The organism is Salinimicrobium sp. 3283s (assembly GCF_039602225.1).
Taxonomy (GTDB): domain Bacteria; phylum Bacteroidota; class Bacteroidia; order Flavobacteriales; family Flavobacteriaceae; genus Salinimicrobium; species Salinimicrobium profundisediminis.
In genome coordinates this window covers 292,055-317,531 of record NZ_CP143631.1, presented here as the reverse complement: position 1 = coordinate 317,531, position 25,477 = coordinate 292,055, and the positions used below count along the sequence as shown (strand labels likewise).

The window sequence follows — 25,477 nt, the reverse complement described above, 5'->3', positions numbered from 1 at the left end:
TTCACCCCTTAAAAGAAGTTACTATTGGAATCTTATTTAGCCGAATTAAATGATGCCCAGCGAGCTCCTGTATTACAGAAGGATGGAGCTATGATTGTTATTGCAGGTGCGGGATCTGGGAAGACGCGGGTACTTACCTATCGGATTGCTTATCTTATGAGTAAAGGAGTTGATGCCTTCAATATCCTTTCATTAACTTTTACCAATAAGGCAGCGCGGGAAATGAAAACCCGAATTGCAAAAATTGTTGGGAACAGCGAGGCCAAAAATCTCTGGATGGGTACTTTTCACTCCATCTTTGCCAAGATGCTCAGGTTTGAGGCCGATAAATTGGGATACCCTTCCAATTTTAGTATTTATGACACCCAGGATTCCCAGCGTCTCATATCGGCTATTATTAAGGAGATGGGGCTCGATAAAGATGTGTACAAGTACAAGCAGGTCTATTCCCGTATTTCGTCTTATAAGAACAGTCTCATTACCGTAAAGGCATATTTTCAGAATCCTGAATTGATGGAAGCCGATGCCATGTCGAAAAAACCAAGGCTGGGTGAAATTTACAGGGAATATGTAGACCGCTGTTTTAAGGCAGGAGCGATGGACTTTGATGATTTATTGCTTAAAACAAATGAGCTGCTCAATCGTTTCCCCGAGGTGCTTCAGAAGTACCAGAATCGCTTCAGGTATATTCTGGTAGACGAGTACCAGGATACCAACCACTCCCAGTACCTTATTGTTAAAGCGCTTTCAGATAAATTTCAGAATATATGCGTGGTAGGTGATGATGCGCAAAGTATCTATGCCTTCCGTGGCGCTAACATCAACAATATTCTCAACTTTCAGAAGGATTATGACAATGTACAAATGTACCGGCTGGAACAGAATTACCGTTCTTCCAAGAACATAGTTGAAGCAGCCAACTCCATCATTGAAAAAAACAAGACCCGACTTGAAAAAGTGGTATGGACGGCTAATGAAGACGGGCCAAGGATCGTTGTAAACCGCCTGCTCACCGATGGGGAAGAAGGAAGGTTTGTGGCAGGATCTATTTTTGAGAACCGGATGGAGCACCAAATGAAAAATGGTGATTTCGCGATTCTTTACCGAACAAACGCACAAAGCCGGGCCATGGAAGATGCCCTTCGGAAAAAAGATATTCCTTACCGTATTTATGGCGGACTCTCTTTTTACCAGCGTAAAGAAATTAAAGATGTACTGTCCTATCTCAGGCTGGTGATCAACCCTAAAGATGAGGAAGCGCTAAAACGGGTGATCAATTACCCGGCAAGGGGAATTGGGCAAACAACTATAGACAGGCTTACCATTGCTGCCAATCACTACAAAAGGTCGATCTACGAGATCATTGAAAATCTGGACAGGATTGACCTGAAGATCAACAGAGGTACCAAAAATAAGCTGGAGAATTTCATCAATATGGTCAAAAGCTTCCAGATCATGAATGAAACTGCCGATGCTTTCACCATTGCTGAAACTGTTGCGAAAAAGACGGGGCTTTTACAGGAATTGAAGAAAGATGGTACGCCCGAAGGTATTGCGAAAATTGAGAACATCGAGGAATTGCTTAACGGGATAAGGGATTTTGTTGAAGAGCAAAAAGAACTGGCCGATGTCACCGGTTCCCTTACCGAATTTCTTGAAGATGTTGCGCTGGCTACCGATATGGATAAAGACTCGGGCGATGACGATCGTGTTGCCCTAATGACCATACATTTGGCTAAAGGCCTGGAGTTCCCGTTTGTATACATTGTAGGGATGGAAGAAGATCTATTCCCTTCGGCTATGAGTATGAGTACCCGTAGCGAACTGGAAGAAGAACGCCGGCTTTTTTATGTGGCTCTTACCAGGGCCGAGAAAAAAGCTTTTCTTACTTACACCCAATCGAGGTACCGCTGGGGAAAACTCGTAGATGCCGAGCCCAGCAGGTTCATTGAAGAAATAGATGATAAGTACCTGGATTTTATGATTCCGCAGGACGATTATAAGTACAAACCTCTTATTGATACCGACATTTTTGGGGAGGTAGATAAAAGTAAATTCCGTCAAACCAAACCTTCAAGCGGCACTCCGCCACCATCACATAAACCTACAGAAGAACAACTTCAAAAACTGAGGAAGCTGCGACCTGCAACTTCCCCCGGCAATACGGCTTCTGCAGGAGAAGTGATCAAACTTATGGCGGGTGACGAAGTAGAGCATATGCGTTTTGGTAAAGGAAAAGTGTTGAGTATAGAAGGGGCAGGGCAGGATAAAAAAGCAGAAATCGACTTTGAAACAGGGGGGATAAAAAAACTACTCCTAAAGTTTGCTAAGCTCAAATTACTCAATTAAGGTTAAGTAATTGTTATTCTTTGGTTTAGGTGTATTCTTGTTCTTATTTTTAAATAAAAAATGATAAGAGAAGGTACAGCAGTAAAGTGGAAGTGGGGTAAAGGAACCGCCCAGGGAAAAGTGAAGAATACTTTTGATCATGAAGTTACACACACCATTAAAGGAACAAAGGTAACCCGTAAAGGAAGCCCCGAAAATAAAGCCTTGTATATTCAGCAGGAAAATGGGAATGAAGTTCTCAAACTTGAAAGTGAGGTAGAAAGAAATGACTAAATTTCTCTAAAACTCTTACTAAAAGGCGCTGATTTTTTGTAATTTTTGAAGCATTTAAATCAGAAGAACTATGGCAGAATTAATCAGGATCTACGAAGAGAACCCCAATCCAAAAGAAGTAAAGAGAGTAGTAGAAGCTTTAAGAGACGGTGCTTTAATCATTTATCCTACAGATACGGTATACGGTTTGGGATGTGATATCACCAATAATGCAGCCCTTGAACGCATAGCCCAGCTTAGGGGTGTAAAACTTGAAAAGGCCAATTTTTCTTTTATCTGTGAAAATTTGAGCAACCTTTCTGATTATGTGAGGCAAATAGATAACCAAACCTTTAAAATACTCAAGAGAAACCTGCCCGGGCCTTATACTTTTATTCTGCCGGGGAACAATAATTTACCCTCGGTCTTTAGAAAGAAGAAGACTGTAGGTATTCGTATACCCGATAATAATATTTGTAGAGCGCTTGTAGGAGGTCTTGGTAACCCGATAGTGTCTACTTCCATTCGTGACGATGATGAGGTGCTGGAGTACACCACAGATCCTGAACTCATCCTTGAAAAATGGGATAAGCATGTAGAAATAGTGGTAGATGGCGGATACGGTGATAATGTACCCTCTACAGTAATTGATCTCACTACCCCCGAACCGGAAGTGATTAGGGAAGGCAAGGGAAGCCTGGAAATATTATAATAGAAATCCTATTTCTCAATAATATTTCTATTGAGTATAATAAAACAAAAAAGAGGCTGTCTTTGTAAGACAGCCTCTTTTGAATTAGGTCAAAAGGTTTTTCTTCTTATTCAAAAATATCTCCAAACACGGCGATGAAAGCTTCGTGCGCCTCTTGTTGAGAAAGGATATGCCCTTTCTTTTGTGCGCTGGTTGCCAGTTCATACCCCAGGCGGGCTGCTTCCATTCTTTGAAGTGGCGTACCGTGGTGGCCGCTGCTGGCAAAGCTGCAGTCTCCAATATTGAAAAATAGCTCAAAGAATTGCTCCACTCTCTTCCAGTTGTAAGTAGCACCTCTTTTATGCGTCATGTAGTAAGCAGCTAAAAAGTCGGCTTCCAGTTCGGTAAGACGGGTGGCTGCTGCCGGGTCTTCGTCTGCACCGTTAGGATACCATTCAGTATAATTGTCAAACTGAATCTCGTGCGCCCACTCATGAGCTAAAATCCCGGTCCATACAATACCTTCATCAATCCCTGTATTGGCAAGAACTGACGTTATTCCATCTCCAATCACAATAAGGTCTCCTGTTGTAGCGAATCCGTCCATGGCAAAATATGGACTTTCAGGAAGAACAGGTGATGCTTCATTAATAGCCAGGAGTTGATCAGCAATTGCGTATGCATCTTCTCTGGTTTCAACGTTAGCGCCAACAATCATGTATAGATCGGCCAGTTTTTCACGATCGTTCAAGCTGGCAGTATGTTGCCCGTTTACTCTAATCTCGCCTTGTATTCCCCAAAACTTCTCCAGGTCACGAATTCTCTTCTTTACAAAATTGGTGTATTGACCTTCATCTCCATAGTACTGTTCAGAAGTATCAAGGTACGCCATGTAGAAGCTCAGGTCAAGGTAGAGGGAGTAGTAGGTCAACGCCAGCGGATCTGAATAGAAGGGCTGGATCACCTTATTAATTTCCTGATTAAAAGCTGTGGGTGCACATTCAGATGGCGCTACAGCATCCATTTTAAATACTTCATTCCTTAAATTGTGACCTGCATAAGTAACAGGGTCTACATTGAATTCTGGATTGAGTGTAGCGTTTGCACTTAGCGTTCGTGCCGACTGTACTGCGTTCACGCCTGCAGCATCTACATTCATAATTTCTTCTACTTCGTTTTCTTTTTCACACGAAATACTAATAAGCCCGGCGCACAGGGTAACCATGGCAATCTTGTTGAAATTTTTCAGCATAATTTTAGTTTAGTTTGATTTTTATTAGGTGCTGAAGCTAATAAAAAAATATTATTTTAAGTGTAATTTACTGAAGATTAATTTGTTAAAAATAAAAAACCCGGCCTATAGCCGGGTTTTAAAGAATATTTGAGCTTGCTTATTTAGCAGTCTGCATTCCTTCTTCAATAAGGTTGTAGAATTGATCAAGTTTTGGAAGAATCACGATACGGGTTCTTCTGTTCTTGGCTCTACCTTCAGCAGTTTCGTTTGAAGCTACAGGAACGTAGTAACTTCTACCCGCAGCGGTCATTCTTTGTGGCTGAACACCAAACTCTTCCTGAAGTACACGTACTACAGAAGTAGCTCTTTTTACAGAAAGATCCCAGTTGTCCTGAAGTACTGCGTTTCTAATTGACTTGTCATCTGTGTGACCTTCAACCATAAATTCAATTTCTGGACGGTTTTTCACAACAGTGGCTACTTTTCCAAGTACTTCTTTAGCACGGTCAGATACATTGTATTTTCCGCTTTCGAAAAGAAGTTTGTCAGAAATAGAAACATAAACTACTCCTTTTTCAACATTGATCTGGATATCGTCATCACTCATGTTTCCAAGAACACCTTTAAGGCTGGTAACCAAAGCAAGTGTTACAGAATCTTTTTTAGTGATCGCATCCTGCATACGCTGAATCTTCATATCTTTTTCTTTGATACTTTCTAAAGAGCGTTCAAGATTTTCGGCTTCTTTCTTTGATAAGGTGGCAAGATCTCCAACGTTGTTCAATAAAGCAGTATTTTGGTTGCTCAACTGACTAATTTGTTGGTTCAATCGATCTTTTTCATCCAAACAGGAGTTAAGTTTAACCGTGGCTGTGTTCAACTTGTCCTGAGTCTCCTTTTGTTGAGCTTCAAGCTCGGCATATTTCTTCTGTGAAACGCATGAAGAAAAAAGGAGCGCAGCAGTTGCCGATAAAAGCATGAATTTTTTCATAATTCTTAATTGTGTGATTAAATGTTAACGTTTCAAAAATACAAAATCTAAGGTCATTCCGAAATTTAAACAGAACATAATTAAAATAATTTAAACTCTCTTAAATTCCTTCCTTCCCTGTAGGTAATATGCGAATACAACGGAGATATTGTTATAATATTTTGTCTTTTTTGGAGAAGGTTTCCTTTTTTTCCACATTTTTCCTGCATGCCGGTAAAACTGAAAATGTGCTCTTATAATGGCTGCTGAATGTGAGGGTTTTAGCTCAATTAAGAATTTTACACCTGCCAGCCCATCCAAAAGTAACCGTAGAAAAATGATGATAAATACCTTGTCTTTTGGCGCATTTTTTAGCACTGTGAAGAGGCTGTTCCTAAAATTTAAAAAAGTCTTGCGCGGGTGCATGGCATTTAAAGTGCCTCCTCCAAGATGGTAAACCTTTGACGCTCCCACTGCTTTTACCTTTAGCCCGCTGTTGTAAAGGCGCCAGCAAAGATCTATTTCTTCCTGGTGCGCAAAGAAATCTTCGTCAAAACCTCCCGCCTCAAAAAAGGCATTTTTGCGTATCATCATACAGGCGCCTGTGGCCCAAAAGATCTCTTTGGTATCATCGTACTGCCCATGGTCTTCTTCAAGGGTTTCAAAAATGCGGCCCCGGCAGTAGGGATAACCCATGGCATCAATATAGCCGCCTGCAGCCCCGGCATATTCAAAATGGGTTTTTTTCCGGTAATTGAGGATCTTTGGCTGGAGTGCTGCAACCTTCTTATCCTGCTCCATTTCTTGTATTAATGGCTGTAACCATCCTTCAGTCACCTCTACATCGCTGTTCAAAAGCACAAAAATGTCTTCCTGCAGGTCTTGAAGGGCGTCGTTATAGCCTTTAGCAAATCCGCCGTTTATTTTATTCTGAATGATCTTTACCTGCGGAAAATTCTTCCGAAGAAAAGGTACCGAATCATCGGTAGAGGCATTATCGGCTACATAAATGATAGCTTCAGGAGAATTTTGTACCACCGAAGGTAAGAACTGCTGCAATAAAGCTTTTCCGTTCCAGTTAAGAATGATCACTGCTACTTTCACAGGTGCAAATTAAAGTAAATTATAAGGTTGATGCATTACAGGGTGTCAAAAATGGCATTTTCTAGCCCCATTCCGGGAGGTCTGGGAGAAAGTGGTATTGCTCGGCTACATAATCAAGCTGACAAAAATAATGCTGAAGTCCGTTGGTCACCATCAGGTAATCTGCCTGTAGGGCCAGGTTATAACGTGCAATCTGGTCAAAAGTGCCTTGTGTAATAGGAACAGAGGCTGCCTTGCATTCTACCACCAGGTGAATATCACCATTGGGTTTATAGGCCAGTACATCATACCTTTTTATAAGATCGTGGAGCTTCACTTGCTTTTCTACATTGAGCAGGCTCTTTGGAAATTTCTTTTCCTGAAGAAGAAATTGCACCACGTGTTGGCGCACCCATTCTTCGGGCGTAAGCAAAACAAATTTTTTCCGAAGCTCATCAAAAACAGCTATTTTATTTTCGCTATTTTTGAGCCGAAATGAGTACCGGGGGAAGTTAAGTGTATGCATGCTCAAAAGTAGGATTTTTTCAGAAGAAACTTCTTTTAGTCCCTCCCCAAAACCAGCTTTATGGATGACGTAAAAAATATAGTGACTGCCATTAAAAAAGGGGATATTAAACCTATCTATTTTTTAACGGGAGAAGAGCCGTATTTTATTGATAAGATTTCAGATTACATTGAAGACCATGTTTTGCCCGAAGAAGAAAAGGGCTTTAACCAGATGGTGCTTTACGGGCGCGATGTGACTGTAGATGAAATTATTGGCAACGCCAAACGTTATCCCATGATGGCCGAACGGCAGGTAATTATCGTAAAAGAAGCCCAGGATCTTTCGCGCACCATAGAGCAACTCCTGCCTTATGCCGAAAACCCGCAACCCACAACCGTTTTGGTTTTCAATTACAAGTATAAAAAGCTTGATAAGCGCAAAAAGCTGCACAAGGCAATAGCCAAAACCGGCGTGATCTATGAGAACAAGAGATTGTATGAGAACCAGGTTGTAGACTGGATACAGGCAGAAATGCATAGCCGCGGTTACCAAATGGCGCCAAAGGCAGCGCAAATGCTCCTCGAATTTTTAGGTAACCAGTTAGATAAGATTGATAATGAGCTAAAGAAACTTCAGCTTATAACTCCAAAAGGGAGCACTATAACTCCTGAAGTTATAGAGGAGAATATAGGGATAAGTAAAGATTTCAATATTTTTGAGCTGCGAAAGGCTATTGGCAGTAAAGACAACCTGAAGGCGCACCGCATTATCAATTACTTTTCACAGAATGAGAAAGACCATCCTATGGTGATGACGGTGGGAATGTTGTTCAGCTTCTTTGTGCAGCTGCAGCAGTACCATGCCCTTAAAGACCAGTCTGAAAACAATGTGGCCAGGGCATTAAAGGTCAACCGTTTTTTTGTGAAAGACTATGTTACCGCTGCCCGTAATTACAACATGAAGAAGGTAAGCAGTATTATTTCCTACTTGCGTGACGCCGATGTGAAAAGCAAGGGAGTAGGAGCTGCCAATGTGCCACAGGGCGATCTTTTAAAAGAATTACTTTTCAAAATTATCAATTAATATGGCGAATTTAGATACCTGGGTAAGTGCAGCGAGGCTCAGAACGCTGCCGCTATCAATTTCAGGAATTTTGGTGGGAAGTTCTATAGCTGTAGCGCAAAATGAGTTTAATAGCGTGATCTTTGCACTGGCTTTGGCCACCACGCTGGGCCTGCAGATTCTCTCCAACTTCGCCAATGACTATGGAGATTTTGTAAAAGGAACAGACAATGAAGACAGGGTAGGCCCGCAACGTGCACTTCAAAGCGGAATGATAACCCGGGATGAAATGTTTTGGGGAATGATCGTTACCGGCATCATCACTTTCTTTTTTGCCGTTACGCTTATTTATCTGGCCTTTGGCACCCGTAGCCTGTTCTACGGACTGGTGTTTTTGGTCCTGGGAATAGGCGCTATAGCTGCAGCAGTGAAGTATACCGTGGGAGATTCGGCTTATGGTTACAGGGGTCTGGGAGACGTGTTTGTGTTCGTGTTCTTCGGACTTGTTGCGGTTTATGGTAGCTATTTTCTTTATACTATGGAATGGGACTGGCGGGTATTTTTACCGGCTGCCACTATTGGATTCTTAAGTGCCGGGGTGCTCAACCTTAACAATATGCGCGATCGCGCTGCCGATGCTAAAGCAGGAAAGAACACCTTAGTAGTTAAACTGGGAGAGGCCCAGGCAAAACAATACCATTATTTTCTTCTGCTGGCGGCTTTTTCCTCTATGATCCTCTACTCGGCTTTCTCGTTTACAGGAATAGATGATCTCCTGTATCTCTTTGCTTTTGTGCCACTTTTGTTTCACTTAAAGAGGATCATGGAGAACAAGAATCCCGTTCTCCTCGATCCCGAACTTAAGAAACTAGCCTTAGGCACTTTCTTACTGGCTGTTCTTTTTGGGCTGGGACAAATATTATAGGTGTCAAAAATGGCATTTTTGGAAGGCCTTTAAGGCAGGATTTTGTATTTTGTTTTGAAAATATAATATTATGAAAATTACTCACTACGCACACAGCACATTTGCAATAGAAGTTAAGGGTGTTCACCTTTTAATAGATCCTTTTATCTCGGGTAATGAGAAGGTGAAGGGAAAGGTGAATATTGATGATCTAAAGGCAGATTATATCCTGTTAACCCATGCGCATCAGGATCATACGCTAGATGCTGAAGCCATTGCCAAACGAACCGGCGCGGTGATCATCAGTAATTTTGAAATAGCCACTCATTACGAAAATAAAGGTCTGGAAGTACACCCGCTTAACCACGGTGGTAAATGGAACTTTGAATTTGGAACGGTGAAATACGTGAACGCCATTCATACCAGCTCCTTTCCCGATGGTAGTTACGGCGGCCAGCCCGGCGGATTTGTCATTGAAGGGGAACACAAGAATATTTACATCGCGGGCGACACTGCCCTTACTATGGATATGAAACTTATCCCCATGCACACCAAACTAGACCTGGCCATTCTGCCTATTGGCGATAATTTCACCATGGGTGTAGATGATGCCATTATAGCCAGCGATTTTGTGCAGTGTGATAAAGTGCTGGGTTGTCACTATGACACTTTTGGATATATTGAAATTGATCATGAAGAGGCGAAAAGGAAATTCTATGAAAAAGGGAAAGACCTTATGTTGCTTGAGACAGGGGAAAGTATAGAACTTTAAACAAAATAAGTGCAGGCAAATTATTATAAGTATATCCTGAATTTTAAACGCCCCAGCGGTACTTCGCGGGGCGTTCTTACGCAAAAGGAAACCTGGTTTATTATTCTGAAGCAAAACGGAAAGACCGGAATTGGAGAGTGCGGTATTTTAAGAAGCCTTAGTTACGACGATCGCCCGGGTTATGAAGAAAAGCTGAAGTGGGTGTGCGAAAACATCCAGCTGGGTGAAAACAAGCTATGGGAAGAACTTCGGGAATTTCCAAGCATACAGTTTGGGGTAGAAATGGCCTTTAGATCGTTAGCGGCGCAAGATCCCTTTCTATTATTTCCTTCAGAATTTACTTCCGGAAAGGCGCCCATTTCTATCAACGGACTCGTTTGGATGGGGGAGGAGCAGTATATGAAAGAGCAAATAGTTGAAAAGATCAGGGGCGGCTTCAAATGCATTAAGCTGAAGATAGGTGCTATAGATTTTGAAACTGAAATGAAATTGCTCAGCTTCATCAGGCGTGAATTTACTTCGGAAGAAATGGAAGTAAGAGTAGATGCGAATGGAGCTTTTAAACCTTCCGAAGCATTAGAAAAACTGAAGCGTCTCAGCGATCTGGAACTCCACAGTATAGAACAACCCATAAAACAAGGTCAGCCCGAAGAAATGGCCGCGCTGTGTGAGAAAACGCCTTTGCCTGTTGCCCTTGATGAAGAATTGATTGGGGTAACCGGTCTTTTGCAAAAGAGGGAACTGCTGGAAAAAATCAGGCCTCAATATGCAATTTTTAAGCCCAGTCTCATTGGCGGGATTCGGGGAACAGATGAGTGGATTGAGCTTAGCCGTGAACTCGGCATTGGCTGGTGGGTTACCAGTGCTCTTGAAAGTAATGTAGGGCTTAATGCTATTGCACAATACACTTACAATCTTAACAATCCTATGCCGCAGGGGCTTGGCACAGGAGGTTTGTACACCAATAATTTTGAAGCTCCTCTCGAAGTTGAGAACGGAATATTATGGTATCGCCCCAACAAAAGCTGGAATTTTAATCTATAAAAGAAAAAATGTTTATACAACAGGCATATAAGGGCAAAACTGAATGGTGGCGCTATGTAATAGGGTTAGTGATCATCTTTTTGGGCTGGCAGCTCTTTGGGGCTTTACCCTGGTTTGGTGCCGTGATTTTGGAGGCAGGCCCGGATGTGCTTACGCTTTCGCAGGAAGAGTGGATGAGGGTGCTCGATTCAAATCTCAATTTCTTTTTGTTGCTTCTTTCTTTTGCTGTGGGCCTCGCTGCCCTGCTTTTTGTGGTGAAATACCTGCATGCCCAAAGTATTAAAGACGCTACTACTTCTCGTAAAAAAGTGGACTGGGGCAGGTTTTTCTTCGGATTTAGCATTGTGGCTGTTTTCACAGTTGTTACCACGCTTATAGACTATAATATGCAGCCCGAAGATTACCTGTGGAATTTTAAAACGGTGCCTTTCCTTATCCTCGCAGCCATTGCCCTTATCATGGTGCCCCTGCAAACCAGCTTTGAAGAATATCTCTTTAGGGGATATATTATGCAGGGAATTGGAGTGCTGGCGGGAAACAGATGGGTGCCTCTGGTCATTACCTCTGTGATCTTCGGAAGCCTTCACCTGTTCAACCCCGAAGTGGAGAAGCTTGGTTACATTATTATGGTGTACTACATTGGCACCGGATTTCTACTCGGTATTATGACCCTTATGGATGAAGGGATGGAGCTGGCGCTGGGCTTTCATGCCGGGAACAACCTGGTAGGTGCACTGCTGGTAACTGCCGACTGGACGGCATTTGAAACCAATTCGGTTTTAAAGGATGTTTCTAACCCCGAGGCGGGGCTTGATATTCTTCTGCCAATCCTTATTGTGTATCCAATTTTCCTGTTTTTAATGGCGCGGACATATCGCTGGACCAACTGGAAGGAACGCCTCTTCGGAAAAGTAAATCGGCCGGAACCTATAAAGTACCCTGAAGAAATTTAGTATTTCTGAACAATTCGTTAACTTTAGCCTTTGATCGTTAAATATGACGAAATGATGCAAACAAAATTCAGCTTACCCGAAACTCATCCCGAATTCAGGCTTAACGGGCTTCACTACAACAATGAAGAACTGGCTGCGGTAGCCTATAGTCTTATCAAGGAAGGGGAGCCCTATGAGGGCCAGGCAGGTAATTTTCTGCTAGACTGGGTTAATGATAAAGAATATATCGAGGTAAAAACCTCGGGTTCTACAGGGCCTCCTAAGAGAATTCCTATTAAAAAACAGCAAATGATCAACAGTGCCCGGGCCACGGGAAAATATTTTGAACTGGGGCCGCGCACTACTGCATTGCATTGTCTTCCTGTGAATTTCATTGCCGGAAAAATGATGCTGGTCAGGGCCATGCTGCTGGGTTGGAAGCTTGATCTTGAGCTGCCAAAAGCAAACCCTCTGGACCGCATTTTTAAGACCTATGATTTTTGTGCCATGACGCCCTTCCAGCTTGATAATTCTCTTAGCCGGCTACACCTCATCAAAAAACTGATCGTGGGTGGCGGAGCCGTATCGGGGAACCTGCGTAACCTTGTGCAGGGAATCAATACCGAGGTCTATGAAACTTATGGTATGACCGAAACAGTTTCTCATATTGCAGCCCGTCACATCAATGTAAAGGAGAAAAAGATGGAAGATCCGCTGCCTTTTTCTACGTTGCCCAATGTCAAGATAGATGTTGATGACAGGAGCTGCCTGGTTATTGAAGCCCCACAATTAAACGATGAAACACTTGTTACTAATGACGTGGTGGAAATTGTTTCTGAAAACAGCTTTATCTGGAAAGGCAGAATAGACAACCTGATCAATTCGGGAGGGGTGAAATTACATCCTGAAGAGATAGAAGTGAAGCTGGCACCAATCATTGCCCACAGGTTTTTTATCACCTCCCTGCCCGATGCGGCACTTGGTGAGAAACTGGTTTTGATGGTGGAAAGTCAGTTTTCGGAAGTGGCTTTAAACAATCTTGAAAGGGAGATCAAAGCCTGCAGGAAGTTAGGGAAGTATGAAATACCCAAAAAGATCTATTTCGTCGAAAAATTCGAAGAAACTGCAAACGGAAAGATCCACAGGGCCAACACCCTTAAGAGCCGGATGAACTAGTCTTACTTCGGAAGTAATAAAGTTTTCCAATTTCCTCTGAAGTTTTAGCATAGAGGAAAGAGCAAGGTTTGAAATAAAATGAGGTCGTCTAAAAAGTAATTTTTAGGTGGCCTTTTTTCATGATAAGATTTTCAAGGAGGGTTTTTCCTTTTTCACGTTGTAGTGAGCATTGAAAAAGTTGGTTATATAGCCCCCTCTAGACTATATTGAACTTCTTTAAATTGTGTGCCATCGCTATTAACCCTATTTCGGTGGTTACTTTCTCCATACCCCGGAGCATAAACCGTTTGAAGCCCATATTTTGTTTAATATTTCCGAAGACGGCCTCTACATCCCAACACCTGCGCTTACGATGAGCTATTCCTTCGTCGCTAAGCAGTAGTTTTTTTGCTTTCTCTTTCAGGCGGATCAGGTTGTGGTTGCGTTCAATGATCCTGTTTCCCTTGGCTTTATAACAGCTACCCCGCAAAGGACATCCCTGACAGTTCTGGGCCTGGTAGCGGGGGATTTGCTGAATAAAACCATTTTTGGTTTTCCCTTCGTAGGTATGAGTTTTTCTCATCGCCTGCCCCATGGGACAGTAATAAGTATCTGTTTCTGGATTGTAAAAGAAGTTGTCGGGATGAAACGGGTTTTCCCTGTACTTTTTATCCCGCTGCTCTTTATGGAAGTAATTGTATTTTACAAAAGCAGTAATGTTCTTGTCTTCTAAGTCTGTATAGTTTTCTTCGCTACCATAGCCCGCATCAGCGGTAAGTGTTTCAGGAGTTTGACCGTAGGATTCGATATGATCTTTAAGGTGCTCTTTTAAAGTAGTAGTATCAGCAGTAGTTTGAGCAAGGGTGTAGTTGGTGATAAACTGGTTGTTGGTAGAGGCTTGTAAATTATATCCCGGCTTTAACTGTCCGTTTTGCATATAATCATCCTTCATGCGCATAAAGGTGGCATCGGGATCTGTTTTACTGTAGCTGTTTCTCTTCCCCAGGATAGCTTCCTGTTCAGTGTACTTCTCCAGGTTTTTCGGCCAGTTTTTTTTGGCATAGTTTAGCTTTTGTCTGACCTTTTTATCTACCTCTTTATCCTGCAAAGCCTGATTGATAGTATCAATGGTCTGTGCTACTTTTTCAGGATCGATCTCTTCAAAGTCGGGCTGGTTAGGAAGCATCTGTTCTTCCGCATAAACCTTCTCAACATAGGCCCAGAGTTCCTTGAGCTGTTTCTTAATTCGCTCTTTACTGGTCTTGATGGATTTGCCCCATACAAAGGTATGGCGATTGGCATTGGCCTCTATTTTGGTGCCATCTACGTAGAGTTCTTTGAGAGATAGCACTCCCTGTTCAGCCAGTAATACAACTACCTGATTGAAGATGTTTTTAAACTTACCCTTTAATCTTTTGCCTCTGAAATCATTGATGGTGTTATGATCTGGCTTGCTTTGTCCGCTAAGCCACATAAAATGAACATTCTCCTGTAGTGCCTGTTCAATTTTTCTTGAGGAATAAATGTTTCTCAGGTAAGAATAGATCACCACCTTTAGAAGCATCCGTGGATGATAGCTGGAGGTGCCTCCTCCTTTATAGCTCTTCGCAAGAGCGCTAATATCTAAATGATCTACAATGGTATTGACAATCCGGACAGGGTGATTTTTCGGAACCAGATCATCATAGCTTGGGGGAATAAGACTTAGTTGGTTCTGATGATAAGTCTTAAAAACTACTTTTCTGCTCATACTTTAAAAATAAGCAGCTCCACCTTTTTATACAAAAAAAGACTGCCTTTTCAGACAGCCTCATTTTGTTTTTACTGAAGTGTCAAAAATGGCATTTTTAAGCCTGCTTCAGGTTTTGACGTTTAATGTAGAACTCATCTTCCTGCACCTGTACTGCTTCAGGAGAATTCACCTGCTGTTCGAGCTTTTGCCATTTTTCCGTAGGATAGAGGCGAAGCTCTTTTCCTTCAATAGTTACATCTACAGGCATATCAAATCCTTCAACATCGGCTTTCCATTTGTAGAGAATGCTGCCTTTTTCCTGCTTAAACTGCAGTTCGGGTAATGCAGCGTGCCTCAGGTATTGATCGAATACCGGCTGCAGGTCATACTTTATGGCAGCATTAAAGAAATCTTCGGTGGTTTGGGTAGTAATGATCTTATGGCGATTGGCTTCGGTATAATCTTTTAAGGTTTTCCACCACAAATCATCATCATTGTAGATGCTTCTAATAGTGTTTAGCAGGTTAGCGCCTTTGTAATACATGTCTCCCGATCCTTCACTGTTCACGCCATATGTACCGATGATCTTTGTGCTGTTGGCAATGTTGTTCCTTATACCTTTAAGGTAGTTGAGAGCTTCCTGTTTTCCCCAGCGGCACTCAATGTAAACCGCTTCAGAATAAGTGGTGAAGCCTTCATGTATCCACATATCGGCGATATCTTTGGCTGTAATGCTGTTTCCAAACCACTCGTGGCCAGATTCATGAATGATGATAAAATCCCATTTTAAGCCCACGCCTGTGCCGCTTAGATCCCTGCCCAAATAACCCATTTGATATTGGTTGCCATAGGCCACGGCGCTTTGGTGTTCCATACCCAGGTAAGGCGTTTCCACCAGTTTAAACCCGTCTTCTTCAAAAGGATAGGCCCCAAATTTTTCATAGAAGCAGTTCATCATAAACTTCACTTCTTCAAACTGCTTTTTGGCTTTTTCGAGGTTGTAAGGCAACACGTAATAATCCAGGTCCAGATGGCGGAACCTGTCTTTAAAATGAACATAGTTGCCAATATTCACCACAATGTTGTAGTTGTTGATGGGGTTGTTCACCTTCCAGTTCCAGCGGGTATAACCGTCATCCAGGATTTCTTTTCCGAGGAAGCGACCGTTAGAAACGTTCATAAGATCGTTGGGAACAGCGATTCCAATAAGGGCTTCTTCGGGTTCGTCGCTTTGGTGATCTTTATTAGGATACCAGAGGCTTGCTCCCGTCCCCTGCACCGCAACCGCGATCCATGGATTGCCCTGCTGGTCTTTTTCAAATACAAATCCGCCGTCCCACGGGGCATTTTTGGCAACTATCGGATTTCCGGAGTAGTAAAAAAGAACAGAGTCTATCGCATTTTTTTCTACCTGTGGCACCAAATCGATAAAAACGGCATTGTGGCGCCGTTTAAAATCCATTCTTTTTCCGCGGAAGATAATAGAGTCAACCCTCATATTCCTGAAGAGGTCCACCTGCATTACGGGCAGATCTTCTTCGGCCTTAAAGCTGATGCCGTTATACCCCGAAATGAACTTTTCTTCGGGCACCACCTTTACTTGCAGGTTGTATTTGAGTACATTGTATTCTCTCTCGGCCCTCAAAGAACCACGCAGCGTATCGGCTTCGGTAAACTGAGATTTATTGGTGAGCACCTGGCCCTGTAGAGGAGTAGCTGCAAGAATTAAAACAAAAATAATGGAGGTGAAAAATCGCATTTTTGAGAGGTATTAAGTCTGGATCACACCCAGGTTAAAATCTTTTTCGATAGGAGCATTATTGGCTGCTTCAATTCCTGTAGAGAGCCATTTCCTGGTTTCGAGAGGATCTATCACAGCATCGGTCCACAAGTGGGCCGCAGCGTAATATGCTGAAGTCTGCCTGTCATACCTGGCTTTGATCTCGTCGAACACTTTTTTCTCCTTTTCGGCGTCTACTTTTTCCCCTTTTTTCTCGAGGGCCGCAGTTTCTATCTGCGCCAGTACTTTTGCCGCCTGGGTACCGCCCATAACAGCGAGTTCGGCACTGGGCCAGGCGAAAATGAGGCGTGGGTCATAGGCCTTACCGCACATGGCGTAGTTACCGGCCCCGTAGGAATTTCCAATAATGACTGTAAACTTTGGTACTACCGAATTACTTACCGCATTTACCATTTTTGCCCCGTCTTTGATAATACCGCCATGTTCACTCTTGCTGCCCACCATAAAGCCGGTCACATCCTGAAGAAATACCAACGGAATTTTCTTCTGATTACAATTGGCTATGAACCGGGTAGCTTTATCGGCCGAATCGGAATATATTACGCCGCCAAACTGCATCTCTTTTTTGGCACTTTTGACAATCTTACGCTGATTGGCCACGATACCAACGGCCCACCCATCAATTCGGGCGTAGGCGGTGATGATGGTTTGCCCGTAGCCTTCTTTGTATTCCTGGATTTCAGAATTGTCTACCAGCCTGGCAATGATCTCCCGCATGTCGTACTGTTCGTTGCGCTGCTTGGGAAGGATTCCGTAAATATCCTGCGGATCTTTTTCCGGCTTTACCGGGTCCTTGCGGTTGTACCCGGCCTTGTCATTATCCCCAATCTTATCTATAAGCCCTTTAATAGTATCAAGGGCATCTTTATCATCTTTAGATTTATAATCGGTAACGCCGCTAATTTCGCTGTGGGTAGTGGCACCGCCCAGGGTTTCGTTGTCGATAGATTCGCCAATAGCGGCTTTGACGAGGTAACTACCGGCCAGGAAAATGCTTCCGGTTTTGTCAACAATAAGGGCTTCATCACTCATAATTGGCAGGTAAGCCCCTCCGGCAACGCAACTTCCCATCACGGCAGAAATTTGCGTGATGCCCATGCTGCTCATTATAGCGTTGTTTCTAAAGACCCTTCCGAAGTGTTCTTTATCGGGAAAGATCTCATCCTGCATAGGGAGGTAAACCCCGGCCGAATCTACAAGGTAAATGATGGGCAGTCGGTTTTCAATAGAGATTTCCTGGGCTCGCAGGTTCTTCTTTGCGGTAATGGGAAACCAGGCACCGGCTTTTACCGTGGCATCATTTGCCACCACGATACATTGTTTGCCCGAGATCTTCCCAATCTTCACCACCACGCCGCCACTTGGGCAGCCGCCGTGTTCCGTGTACATTCCGTCTCCTGCAAATGCTCCTATTTCAATAGCTTTCTGGGAATTGTCAAGCAAATAATCTACGCGTTCACGGGCGGTCATTTTGCCTTTGGCGTGATGTTTTGCAATGCGTTTTTCGCCGCCGCCCAACTTTACCTCTTTGAGGCGCCGCTTAAGCTCTGATACTAATAATTTGTTGTGGTCTTCGTTCTTGTTGAATTCAATATCCATTTATAAGATCTAAAAGTCGTTGTGGTTATCACTCTACCCCTCTAAAAAGCTGTGTAGATTTATCAATGGTCGCTAAAATACAAAAACCCTGCAACTAAAAATCCTTATAAAAACATATAAAAATGCGATCTTTGTCATAGAAGAGGTCATTTTACAATACTACTTTTACGGCCTTTTGGCAATGACTGCCATAAAACTAATTACTCGCTGCACAAGATGGGAATGAATAAGAACACGATTTTTGGATGGGCATCATTTTGCATGCTCCTTATAGGTATAGCTTTGGTTTTGCTGGGGGTGCTCAAGTACCAGGATCAGGCTATAGGTTTTTCTACCGTAGGGATTGGCTTCTTTGTAATGTCCTGGGCTTTTAATGCTTTAAAAGGAAGGGTTTAAAAATAGTATTTATGTCCGGGATTTTTTCTGAAGAGATCCGGGAACAAAAAACAAAATTGATCAAACTATAACTTTTTAAACTGAAGATTCATCCTGTCCTTTTTGAATGAACCTTCAGAAGCAATTAGTTTGGTGTTGCAGGGCTGTGTGCCTAAATTAAAAGGAAAAGCCGAAACCAATATTGGCAATTAAGCCTTTAAAAAGTATATCTGCCGAAGCTAACTCTTCTTCAAAATCGTAAATATCCCTCTCTGTGGTGCCATCGGGATACCTCACCTGGTAATCTATGGTTTTGGGAAGAGAGGAGAAGGCATAGCCAATTTCTGGCCGAAAATAGAACAGGCCGCCCAGTTTTGCGCCTAATTTAATGTTGAAAGAACTGTGGTCGTAATCAATATACCCGGTGCCATCCATGCCGTCTTCATTGACATCTGTCTGGCCTTCAAACTTCATTTGGCCATAGCTCACCCCGGCATAAAGGCCTTTGCCCGCTTTAAAAATATAATAATTTATTCCGCCTTCAATATAGGAGTAACTAAGATCGGTAGTTTCGGTGTCCCCAGATTCATCTTCAGATAAAAACCAGTCAGATTCAATGGTCGAATAATCCAGGATTACAGAAACCTTGTCGTTTAAAAGCGGCGTTACGTATTCTACATTTCCGCCCACCATGTTTGGAAATCCAATTTTTACACCCAGGCGTATGGGTCTTACCTTATAATCCCTTTGTTCCGGAAGCTGCTCCTGTGCCTGTATAAAACCGGTGTTTAACAGCAAAGTAGCCAGGGCTAAAAAGAAGAGCGGGGTGGTGGTGAATATTTTCATGACGCTAATATTATGTTATAACCGAAAGATATCTCATTAAAAATGAGGCTGCAATACCCATAAATAAGTAATTTTAAGGAAATTGAATTTCAATTAAGCCTATGGATAATTTGAAAGAAAGTTTGGTAAAGCATTTAAAAGGTGGCGAAGCTTTTATGCCGATAGATAAGATGATTGAAAAAATACCCTTTTTGGAACTGGGGAAAAGGCCTGCAGATCTTCCTTATTCATTCTTTGAGATCTTCTCTCATATTCGTTTTACGCAGAAAGATATTCTAGACTATTGTACACAAACTGATTATAAGGCACCCCAATGGCCTAAGGATTACTGGCCAGAGAAATCTTCTCCCGATGATGAAAATGCCTGGAAGGAGTTGGTAGACGCTTATTTTAAGGAGAGGGATGAGCTAGGGGAACTTATACTTTCCGAAGAAAAAGATCTTATGGATACAGTACCTTCCGGCGGAAACCATACGCTTTTCAGGGAGATTCTACTGGTCATTGAACATACCGCTTATCACAGCGGGCAACTTTTAATTATCTTAAGACACCTGGGACTTCATTCCTCCTGAAATTATTCTGATGCAGCCTTAAAATCAATTCTAAAATTATGATATTTGTCTGTTAGAATAAACCGGGAGTTCTTATTAAGAACTTCGAAATAATAAACTGAAAACAGCATTTTATGGCAGATGATAAGAAAGTAATTTTCTCGATGTCGGGAGTTACAAAGACCTACCAGTCAGCAAATACGCCGGTACTTAAGAATATTTACCTCAGCTTTTTTTACGGGGCAAAAATTGGGATTCTTGGTCTTAACGGTTCCGGAAAATCGACCTTGCTCAGAATTATTGCAGGCGAAGAAAAGAATTACCAGGGAGATGTGGTCTTTGCACCAGGCTATTCAGTAGGATATCTTGAACAGGAGCCAAAACTCGATGACGATAAGACTGTATTGGAAATTGTAAAGGAAGGAGCAGCCGAGACCGTGGCTATCCTTGAAGAGTACAACAAGATCAACGACATGTTTGGTCTACCTGAAGTTTACGAAGATCCAGATAAGATGCAGAAGCTTATGGACAAGCAGGCTGTACTACAGGACCAAATTGATGCGAGCAATGCGTGGGAATTGGATACCAAGCTGGAGATAGCCATGGATGCGCTTAGAACACCCGATCCCGATAAGAAAATCGGAGTACTTTCGGGTGGGGAACGAAGAAGGGTAGCGCTGTGCCGACTACTGCTTCAGGAGCCGGATGTGCTACTTCTGGATGAGCCTACCAACCACCTTGATGCAGAATCTGTATTATGGCTGGAACAACACCTTCAGCAGTATAAAGGAACAGTGATTGCCGTAACGCACGACCGTTATTTCCTCGATAACGTAGCTGGCTGGATCCTGGAACTTGACAGGGGAGAAGGAATCCCATGGAAAGGAAATTACTCCTCATGGCTCGATCAAAAAGCCAAACGCCTTGCGCAGGAGCAAAAGCAGGCAAGCAAGCGCCAAAAAACGCTTGAGCGTGAGCTGGAATGGTCAAGAATGGCACCTAAAGGAAGGCAGGCCAAACAAAAGGCCCGTTTGAACAATTACGATAAGCTGCTTAGCCAGGATCAAAAACAAATGGACGAACAACTGGAGATCTATATTCCAAATGGCTCACGTTTGGGAACCAATGTGATTGAGGCCAAAGGGGTGAGCAAGGCTTTTGACGACAAGCTGTTGTACGACGATCTTAATTTTAAATTACCGCAAGCCGGAATTGTTGGAATTATTGGACCAAACGGTGCCGGTAAAACCACGATCTTTAAGATGATCATGGGAGAAGAACAACCTGATAAAGGTACTTTTGAAGTAGGGGATACAGCAAAGATTGCCTACGTAGACCAGAGTCACACAAATATAGATCCTGAAAAAACCATTTGGCAGAACTTCAGCGATGAACAGGAGTTGGTGCTTATGGGAGGCCGGCAGGTGAATTCAAGAGCATATTTGAGCAGGTTTAACTTTAGCGGAAGCGAACAGAACAAGAAGGTGAGCAAACTGTCTGGTGGAGAAAGAAACCGCCTGCACCTGGCCATGACCTTAAAGGAAGAAGGGAACGTTTTGCTTCTGGATGAGCCTACCAACGATCTTGATGTGAACACCTTGAGAGCTCTTGAAGAAGGTCTTGAGAATTTTGCAGGCTGTGCGGTGATCATCTCTCACGACAGGTGGTTTATGGACAGGGTTTGTACCCATATCCTCGCATTTGAAGGAAACTCGGAAGTATATTTCTTTGAAGGCAGTTTCTCTGAATACGAAGAGAACAGGAAGAAACGTCTTGGCGATGTGGCTCCAAAGAGAATTAAATACAAGAAGCTGGTACGCTAAGTATTAGCTCCTTTTAAGTCTATCCATTATTGGCTGAAAACTTCAGCTGATAATGGATATTTTTTTTGGTGAAAGTTGTTACAGCCGATTAGATAGCACAAACCTTATCAATTCCCCTTTTTTATTGAGCTGAAGTTTTTCCTTAATATTCTTCACGTGGGTGTCTACAGTAAGTTTAGATATGCACAGCTCTTTTCCAATCACCTTGTTTGTCTTTCCGGTAGCCAGCGATTGCAGGATCTCGACCTCCCGTTTGCTCAGTTTTTCGGTTACTGAAGTATCCTGTGTGGGCTGAATGTAATTCTCACGGTTTTTTAGTGCCAGGTTTAAGGTGATAAGTAACTGCTGATTATTGAACGGCTTTAAAATATAGGCATAGGGGCTAACTTCTTCGGCATGCTCCATGACCTGCGGATTGGAATAGGCTGTAAGAAAAATGACCGGCCCGTGTTGATCAAGTTGATGAAATTTCTGAATGATCTCAATACCATTCATTCTGTCCTGCAGGTTGATATCACAAATTACCCCACTAAAGCTCTCATGCTGCAGGCTTTCAACAGCCTTATCTACATTTGAAGAAATAGAGACTTCGTAAGAATTCTTTTTTAGAAAAATCCGCAAGCTTTCGGCGATAATGATTTCATCTTCAATGATCAGGATTTTATTCATAAGCAGTTAGGTTTAAGAACGCGATGAAACTTAACATTTAAATAAGATAACAATATGGGCTCCTTCGGGTACCTTCAGGATCTCGAGATGGCCCTTTAACTGTCTCGCCAGGTTTTCTACAAGATTAAAGCCCAGGGAATTTTCATCTTTGAAATTGTCAGGGATTCCTATGCCGTTGTCTTTATAATCAAGCCTTATAAGTTCGCCTTCCCGGGAAAGGGAAATTTCGATCTTCTTGTTGTTTCTATTGCCGGGAAAAGCATGTTTCAGCGTATTGGTAACCAGTTCATTAATAATGATGCCCAGGGGGGTGATACATTTTTTGTGCACTTTCAGCACTTCCAGGTTAAAATCTAAATGCACCCCCTCGTCCATAAAGCTCACGAGTTCCCTGGCCAGGCTGGAGACGAATTCATCCAGCTTAAAATTTTCACCAGGTTTTTTGGCACCTAACAAATCGTGAATGGCTGCAATGGTAAACAGCCTGTTTTGCGCCGCCTGAAGGTTATTTCTGGCCGATTCATCCTGAATAGTCTCTTTTTGGATATCGAGCAAACTTGCAATGAGCTGGAGGTTGTTTTTCACGCGGTGGTTGAGTTCCTGCATTAAAAAAGCGATGTTGTTTTTTTGCTCTTTTGCGAGGTGCATGGCCTTACTAAGGTCGTTGTTGGTTTTTCTAAGCTCGGCAGTGCGGCCTTCCACCATTTTGTGAAGGCGCAGGTTCTCTGCTTTTTTCAGGTTGTACCTGTACAGGTAAACCCCGGTGATGAGCAGTAGGAAGAAGAGAATGGCAAAAGCCCTGAACCATACAGTTTTATACCAGGGGGCTCTTATGGTAAGCACGAGGGAATCTGGTGCTCCCCATTTCAAATCGTTGTTGCTGCCTTTTACCAGGAAGGTATAGGTTCCCGGGTTGAGGTTGGTGTAGGTAGTAGAGCGTTCTTTTGTCACCGGGCGCCAGTCTTTGTCAAAGCCCAGCATTTTAAACTGGTAATTGTTCTTCTGCGGAAGCAAAAAATTAAGTGCCGTGAATTTAAAAGTAATTACGTTCTCATCGTGTTCAAAAGAAAGCGTGTCGGTATAAATTACATTACGTTCAATGGGTGTTCCAAAGAGCTCTACCTCTTCAATAATCGTTCTTCCGGCGTGGGTATTTACAGGTATACTGTCGGCGTGGAATTTATTGTAGCCGTTCATGCCCCCAAAGTACAGGTAGCCCAGGCTGTCTTTATAAGCTGCCTTGCCATTGAATTCGTTGTTCTGTAGCCCGTCCTGTTCTGTAAAGTTGGTAAAAGTTTCAGTTTCCCGGTCAAATTTTGAAAGTCCGCGGTTTGTACTCACCCAAATATCGTTGTTATTATCGGCGAGCACGCCGTAAATAAAATCATTGGGTAGCCCCGGCTGTTCCAGGTAAGAAGTGATTTCATCGGTCTGCAGGTCGAGTTTGTTAAGCCCCTGCGCCGTTCCTATCCAAAGATTATTATTCTCATCCTGGGTAATACTAAAAACCCGGTCGTTGCTAAGAGAACCTTCGGAACCCGACTTGTGCGTATACTTCCGGGTTTCACTGCCCGAAATTCTATAAAGCCCATCGTCGGCACCCAGCCAGATGGTCCCGTCTTCACTAATGAAGGATGCTCTTGATCTATGGATATCCCGGCCATTTATTTTTACCTGATGGGCTTCAAAAGTTTGTGGATCTACCGAATAGATTCCCGAAGCCCAGGTGCTCACCCATATGCTGTCTTTGCTTAACGGAATGATCTCCGCCACATCCCGGTCGGGAATGCCGGTTAAAGGAGTAACGTCTTTAAAAAGGTCTTTTTTCCTGTTGTATTTCTCAAGGCCAAGGTCAAATCCGCCACCCCAAATTTGTCCCTGCGAATCTTTGACCAGTGTGTAACCCAATTTGTTGGTGCGGTACAGCTCATAGGTATCCGCACGCATATCGTGCTTCACATAACCAATAGCGGTGGCCATCCACAGCGTTTCGCCTTCTCTCAGAAAGTTGAAAATGCTTATGAAGTCTTTTTCGGGTTCATTTTTAAGTTCTATGCGCTGTGGAGTGAACTTTTGCCTGGCCGGGTGATAGTAGAACATGCCTTTTCCCTGTGACCCCATCCAAACGCCCCCGCCGGCATCCTGTTTAACCTGAAGGATCTCTACAGGAGAAAATACTTCCTTCTCAAAACCGGCCAGCACTACAGGTTTGATATTATAAGTTTGTTTGTTGAGGAATTTGATGCCCTTGGTGCCCCCAAGGAGGTAGTAATTTTCATTCCAGTCAAAGAAACAACGAATACCCGACTCCTGTTCGGGTTGCCCAATGAGCTGTAATTCTTCCGAAGAAAAAGAGTATTTAAAAAGCCCTTTTTGAGTACCTATCAAAACTTCATTAGCCGCACTTTTCTGAAAAGCATGCACCGGATTATTGTCCAGCGTATTAAACTGAGGCATATCTTCAATGGTCATTTTTTGAAGATCGAGCTTCAAAATACCGTTAAAGTAGGTGCCCAGCCAGATGTTCTCTTCGGAATGATTGATGAGGCCCAGCACGTAATCATTGGCAGCGGGATTGGGCAGGGGGAGAGTAGTGATCCCACCAGATTTTCTATCTATAAGGATGCAGTTTTTAAGAGTGGCCGCCAGGAGATATTTGCTGTTCACCTCATAAATGCCATGGGCAAAACTGAGGGAAGGATCGGCTGTTATTTTCTCATGATCCCTGTAATGCAGAAATTTGTTCTGCGACGGAATATATGCCTGTACAGCATGCGTATTGGTGCCCAGCCAAAGCGTGTCATTCCTGTAAAGCAGCCCCCGAATATGATCATCGGTGAGACCTGAAGTTTCATCGGTTCCCTGGGAATAGGTGTACATGTTATAACCGTTGAACCTGTTGAGCCCATCTTCGGTTCCTGCCCACAAATAACCATTTTCGTCAAAATCGAATTGTAAAACATTCAGTTGGGAAAGATCTTGCTTTTGGGCGATCTGGGAAACCCTAAGCGTGTCACCAGTGGGTAATTTTAAATTTTGAGACCAGCCAAAAGAGGTAAAGAATACAGCAATTAGAACATGTAAAGTTTTCCCCATACTTTTTACTTCTGATTTAAAACTAATTA

Annotated in this window: 22 protein-coding genes; 12 read left to right on the top strand and 10 right to left on the bottom strand. The window is 42.9% G+C overall.

Annotated elements, in window-relative coordinates; genetic code table 11:
* Positions 1–24: 24 nt before the first annotated feature.
* The 3 genes from VS868_RS01385 to VS868_RS01375 all read left to right on the top strand — a co-directional run bounded on the left by VS868_RS01385 (position 25) and on the right by VS868_RS01375 (position 3,313).
* Positions 25–2,349 carry a UvrD-helicase domain-containing protein gene (locus tag VS868_RS01385; protein ID WP_345598950.1) on the top strand — a complete coding sequence of 775 codons (2,325 nt, stop codon included), beginning with the start codon at positions 25–27 and terminating at the stop codon, positions 2,347–2,349.
* A 60-nt stretch (positions 2,350–2,409) separates the two neighbouring features.
* Complete coding sequence (locus tag VS868_RS01380; RefSeq protein WP_266070927.1) at positions 2,410–2,622, top strand: DUF2945 domain-containing protein; 213 nt, start codon at positions 2,410–2,412, stop codon at positions 2,620–2,622.
* 70 nt (positions 2,623–2,692) lie between these two features.
* On the top strand, positions 2,693–3,313 hold the full coding sequence (locus VS868_RS01375; RefSeq protein ID WP_266070928.1) for an L-threonylcarbamoyladenylate synthase: 621 nt from the start codon (positions 2,693–2,695) through the stop codon (positions 3,311–3,313).
* A 106-nt stretch (positions 3,314–3,419) separates the two neighbouring features.
* On the opposite strand, the gene VS868_RS01370 is transcribed toward VS868_RS01375, so the two are convergent.
* The 4 genes from VS868_RS01370 to VS868_RS01355 form a co-directional block, all read right to left on the bottom strand.
* The gene (locus tag VS868_RS01370; RefSeq protein WP_266070929.1) at positions 3,420–4,544 is read right to left on the bottom strand and encodes a hypothetical protein; all 1,125 of its coding nucleotides are present in this window, start codon (positions 4,542–4,544) and stop codon (positions 3,420–3,422) included.
* Between the two features lie 139 nt (positions 4,545–4,683).
* Positions 4,684–5,517, bottom strand: coding sequence for an OmpA family protein (locus VS868_RS01365; RefSeq protein ID WP_266070930.1), 834 nt, complete (start codon positions 5,515–5,517; stop codon positions 4,684–4,686).
* A 90-nt stretch (positions 5,518–5,607) separates the two neighbouring features.
* Positions 5,608–6,600 (bottom strand): glycosyltransferase family 2 protein, encoded by a 993-nt coding sequence (locus VS868_RS01360; protein ID WP_266070931.1) that lies wholly within the window; start codon positions 6,598–6,600, stop codon positions 5,608–5,610.
* A 61-nt stretch (positions 6,601–6,661) separates the two neighbouring features.
* Positions 6,662–7,105: a type I restriction enzyme HsdR N-terminal domain-containing protein gene (locus VS868_RS01355; RefSeq protein ID WP_345598949.1), complete on the bottom strand. Its 444-nt coding sequence runs from the start codon at positions 7,103–7,105 to the stop codon at positions 6,662–6,664.
* 60 nt (positions 7,106–7,165) lie between these two features.
* Here VS868_RS01355 and holA point away from each other — a divergent pair, with 60 nt between their 5' ends.
* From holA to VS868_RS01325, 6 genes are all read left to right on the top strand, one after another.
* Positions 7,166–8,170, top strand: coding sequence for a DNA polymerase III subunit delta (holA, locus tag VS868_RS01350; protein ID WP_266070933.1), 1,005 nt, complete (start codon positions 7,166–7,168; stop codon positions 8,168–8,170).
* Between the two features lies 1 nt (position 8,171).
* Entirely contained in the window at positions 8,172–9,074 is a 903-nt protein-coding gene (menA, locus tag VS868_RS01345; RefSeq protein WP_266070934.1) for a 1,4-dihydroxy-2-naphthoate octaprenyltransferase, read from the top strand.
* A 70-nt stretch (positions 9,075–9,144) separates the two neighbouring features.
* Positions 9,145–9,825 carry a metal-dependent hydrolase gene (locus tag VS868_RS01340; RefSeq protein WP_345598948.1) on the top strand — a complete coding sequence of 227 codons (681 nt, stop codon included), beginning with the start codon at positions 9,145–9,147 and terminating at the stop codon, positions 9,823–9,825.
* 9 nt (positions 9,826–9,834) lie between these two features.
* Positions 9,835–10,869 (top strand): o-succinylbenzoate synthase, encoded by a 1,035-nt coding sequence (locus VS868_RS01335; protein WP_345598947.1) that lies wholly within the window; start codon positions 9,835–9,837, stop codon positions 10,867–10,869.
* Between the two features lie 8 nt (positions 10,870–10,877).
* Entirely contained in the window at positions 10,878–11,822 is a 945-nt protein-coding gene (locus tag VS868_RS01330; RefSeq protein ID WP_345598946.1) for a CPBP family intramembrane glutamic endopeptidase, read from the top strand.
* A gap of 51 nt (positions 11,823–11,873) precedes the next feature.
* Positions 11,874–12,977: an AMP-binding protein gene (locus VS868_RS01325; RefSeq protein WP_306419800.1), complete on the top strand. Its 1,104-nt coding sequence runs from the start codon at positions 11,874–11,876 to the stop codon at positions 12,975–12,977.
* Positions 12,978–13,173: 196 nt separating this feature from the next.
* On the opposite strand, the gene VS868_RS01320 is transcribed toward VS868_RS01325, so the two are convergent.
* The 3 genes from VS868_RS01320 to VS868_RS01310 form a co-directional block, all read right to left on the bottom strand.
* A complete protein-coding gene (locus VS868_RS01320; RefSeq protein ID WP_345596777.1) occupies positions 13,174–14,706 on the bottom strand; it encodes an IS1182 family transposase in 1,533 nt (510 codons plus the stop codon).
* A gap of 97 nt (positions 14,707–14,803) precedes the next feature.
* On the bottom strand, positions 14,804–16,447 hold the full coding sequence (locus VS868_RS01315) for a M1 family metallopeptidase (protein WP_345598945.1): 1,644 nt from the start codon (positions 16,445–16,447) through the stop codon (positions 14,804–14,806).
* A gap of 12 nt (positions 16,448–16,459) precedes the next feature.
* Positions 16,460–18,088 (bottom strand): carboxyl transferase domain-containing protein, encoded by a 1,629-nt coding sequence (locus VS868_RS01310; protein WP_345598944.1) that lies wholly within the window; start codon positions 18,086–18,088, stop codon positions 16,460–16,462.
* 216 nt (positions 18,089–18,304) lie between these two features.
* On the opposite strand from VS868_RS01310, the gene VS868_RS01305 reads away from it, so the two are divergent.
* On the top strand, positions 18,305–18,484 hold the full coding sequence (locus VS868_RS01305; RefSeq protein WP_266070940.1) for a CAL67264 family membrane protein: 180 nt from the start codon (positions 18,305–18,307) through the stop codon (positions 18,482–18,484).
* A gap of 156 nt (positions 18,485–18,640) precedes the next feature.
* Here VS868_RS01305 and VS868_RS01300 read toward each other — a convergent pair whose 3' ends face one another.
* Complete coding sequence (locus tag VS868_RS01300) at positions 18,641–19,309, bottom strand: hypothetical protein (RefSeq protein ID WP_345598943.1); 669 nt, start codon at positions 19,307–19,309, stop codon at positions 18,641–18,643.
* Positions 19,310–19,410: 101 nt separating this feature from the next.
* Between VS868_RS01300 and VS868_RS01295 the strand changes: the two genes are divergently transcribed.
* The gene (locus VS868_RS01295) at positions 19,411–19,881 is read left to right on the top strand and encodes a DinB family protein (RefSeq protein WP_345598942.1); all 471 of its coding nucleotides are present in this window, start codon (positions 19,411–19,413) and stop codon (positions 19,879–19,881) included.
* A 113-nt stretch (positions 19,882–19,994) separates the two neighbouring features.
* Positions 19,995–21,683, top strand: coding sequence for an energy-dependent translational throttle protein EttA (gene ettA / locus VS868_RS01290; RefSeq protein ID WP_345598941.1), 1,689 nt, complete (start codon positions 19,995–19,997; stop codon positions 21,681–21,683).
* A 78-nt stretch (positions 21,684–21,761) separates the two neighbouring features.
* Here the strand turns inward: ettA and VS868_RS01285 are convergent, their stop codons facing one another.
* Both VS868_RS01285 and VS868_RS01280 read right to left on the bottom strand, forming a co-directional pair.
* A complete protein-coding gene (locus VS868_RS01285) occupies positions 21,762–22,352 on the bottom strand; it encodes a response regulator transcription factor (RefSeq protein ID WP_345598940.1) in 591 nt (196 codons plus the stop codon).
* A 30-nt stretch (positions 22,353–22,382) separates the two neighbouring features.
* Complete coding sequence (locus tag VS868_RS01280; RefSeq protein WP_345598939.1) at positions 22,383–25,448, bottom strand: two-component regulator propeller domain-containing protein; 3,066 nt, start codon at positions 25,446–25,448, stop codon at positions 22,383–22,385.
* Positions 25,449–25,477 lie beyond the last annotated feature (29 nt).

Bases quoted from the DNA above. Each gene is read 5' to 3' on its own strand.
- VS868_RS01380 (WP_266070927.1), top strand. From the start codon at position 2,410: ATGATAAGAGAAGGTACAGCAGTAAAGTGGAAGTGGGGTAAAGGAACC.
- VS868_RS01375 (WP_266070928.1), top strand. From the start codon at position 2,693: ATGGCAGAATTAATCAGGATCTACGAAGAGAACCCCAATCCAAAAGAA.
- VS868_RS01370 (WP_266070929.1), bottom strand. From the start codon at position 4,544: ATGCTGAAAAATTTCAACAAGATTGCCATGGTTACCCTGTGCGCCGGG.
- VS868_RS01365 (WP_266070930.1), bottom strand. From the start codon at position 5,517: ATGAAAAAATTCATGCTTTTATCGGCAACTGCTGCGCTCCTTTTTTCT.
- VS868_RS01355 (WP_345598949.1), bottom strand. From the start codon at position 7,105: ATGCATACACTTAACTTCCCCCGGTACTCATTTCGGCTCAAAAATAGC.
- holA (WP_266070933.1), top strand. From the start codon at position 7,166: ATGGATGACGTAAAAAATATAGTGACTGCCATTAAAAAAGGGGATATT.
- menA (WP_266070934.1), top strand. From the start codon at position 8,172: ATGGCGAATTTAGATACCTGGGTAAGTGCAGCGAGGCTCAGAACGCTG.
- VS868_RS01340 (WP_345598948.1), top strand. From the start codon at position 9,145: ATGAAAATTACTCACTACGCACACAGCACATTTGCAATAGAAGTTAAG.
- VS868_RS01330 (WP_345598946.1), top strand. From the start codon at position 10,878: ATGTTTATACAACAGGCATATAAGGGCAAAACTGAATGGTGGCGCTAT.
- VS868_RS01325 (WP_306419800.1), top strand. From the start codon at position 11,874: ATGATGCAAACAAAATTCAGCTTACCCGAAACTCATCCCGAATTCAGG.
- VS868_RS01320 (WP_345596777.1), bottom strand. From the start codon at position 14,706: ATGAGCAGAAAAGTAGTTTTTAAGACTTATCATCAGAACCAACTAAGT.
- VS868_RS01315 (WP_345598945.1), bottom strand. From the start codon at position 16,447: ATGCGATTTTTCACCTCCATTATTTTTGTTTTAATTCTTGCAGCTACT.
- VS868_RS01310 (WP_345598944.1), bottom strand. From the start codon at position 18,088: ATGGATATTGAATTCAACAAGAACGAAGACCACAACAAATTATTAGTA.
- VS868_RS01305 (WP_266070940.1), top strand. From the start codon at position 18,305: ATGGGAATGAATAAGAACACGATTTTTGGATGGGCATCATTTTGCATG.
- VS868_RS01300 (WP_345598943.1), bottom strand. From the start codon at position 19,309: ATGAAAATATTCACCACCACCCCGCTCTTCTTTTTAGCCCTGGCTACT.
- VS868_RS01295 (WP_345598942.1), top strand. From the start codon at position 19,411: ATGGATAATTTGAAAGAAAGTTTGGTAAAGCATTTAAAAGGTGGCGAA.
- ettA (WP_345598941.1), top strand. From the start codon at position 19,995: ATGGCAGATGATAAGAAAGTAATTTTCTCGATGTCGGGAGTTACAAAG.
- VS868_RS01285 (WP_345598940.1), bottom strand. From the start codon at position 22,352: ATGAATAAAATCCTGATCATTGAAGATGAAATCATTATCGCCGAAAGC.
- VS868_RS01280 (WP_345598939.1), bottom strand. From the start codon at position 25,448: ATGGGGAAAACTTTACATGTTCTAATTGCTGTATTCTTTACCTCTTTT.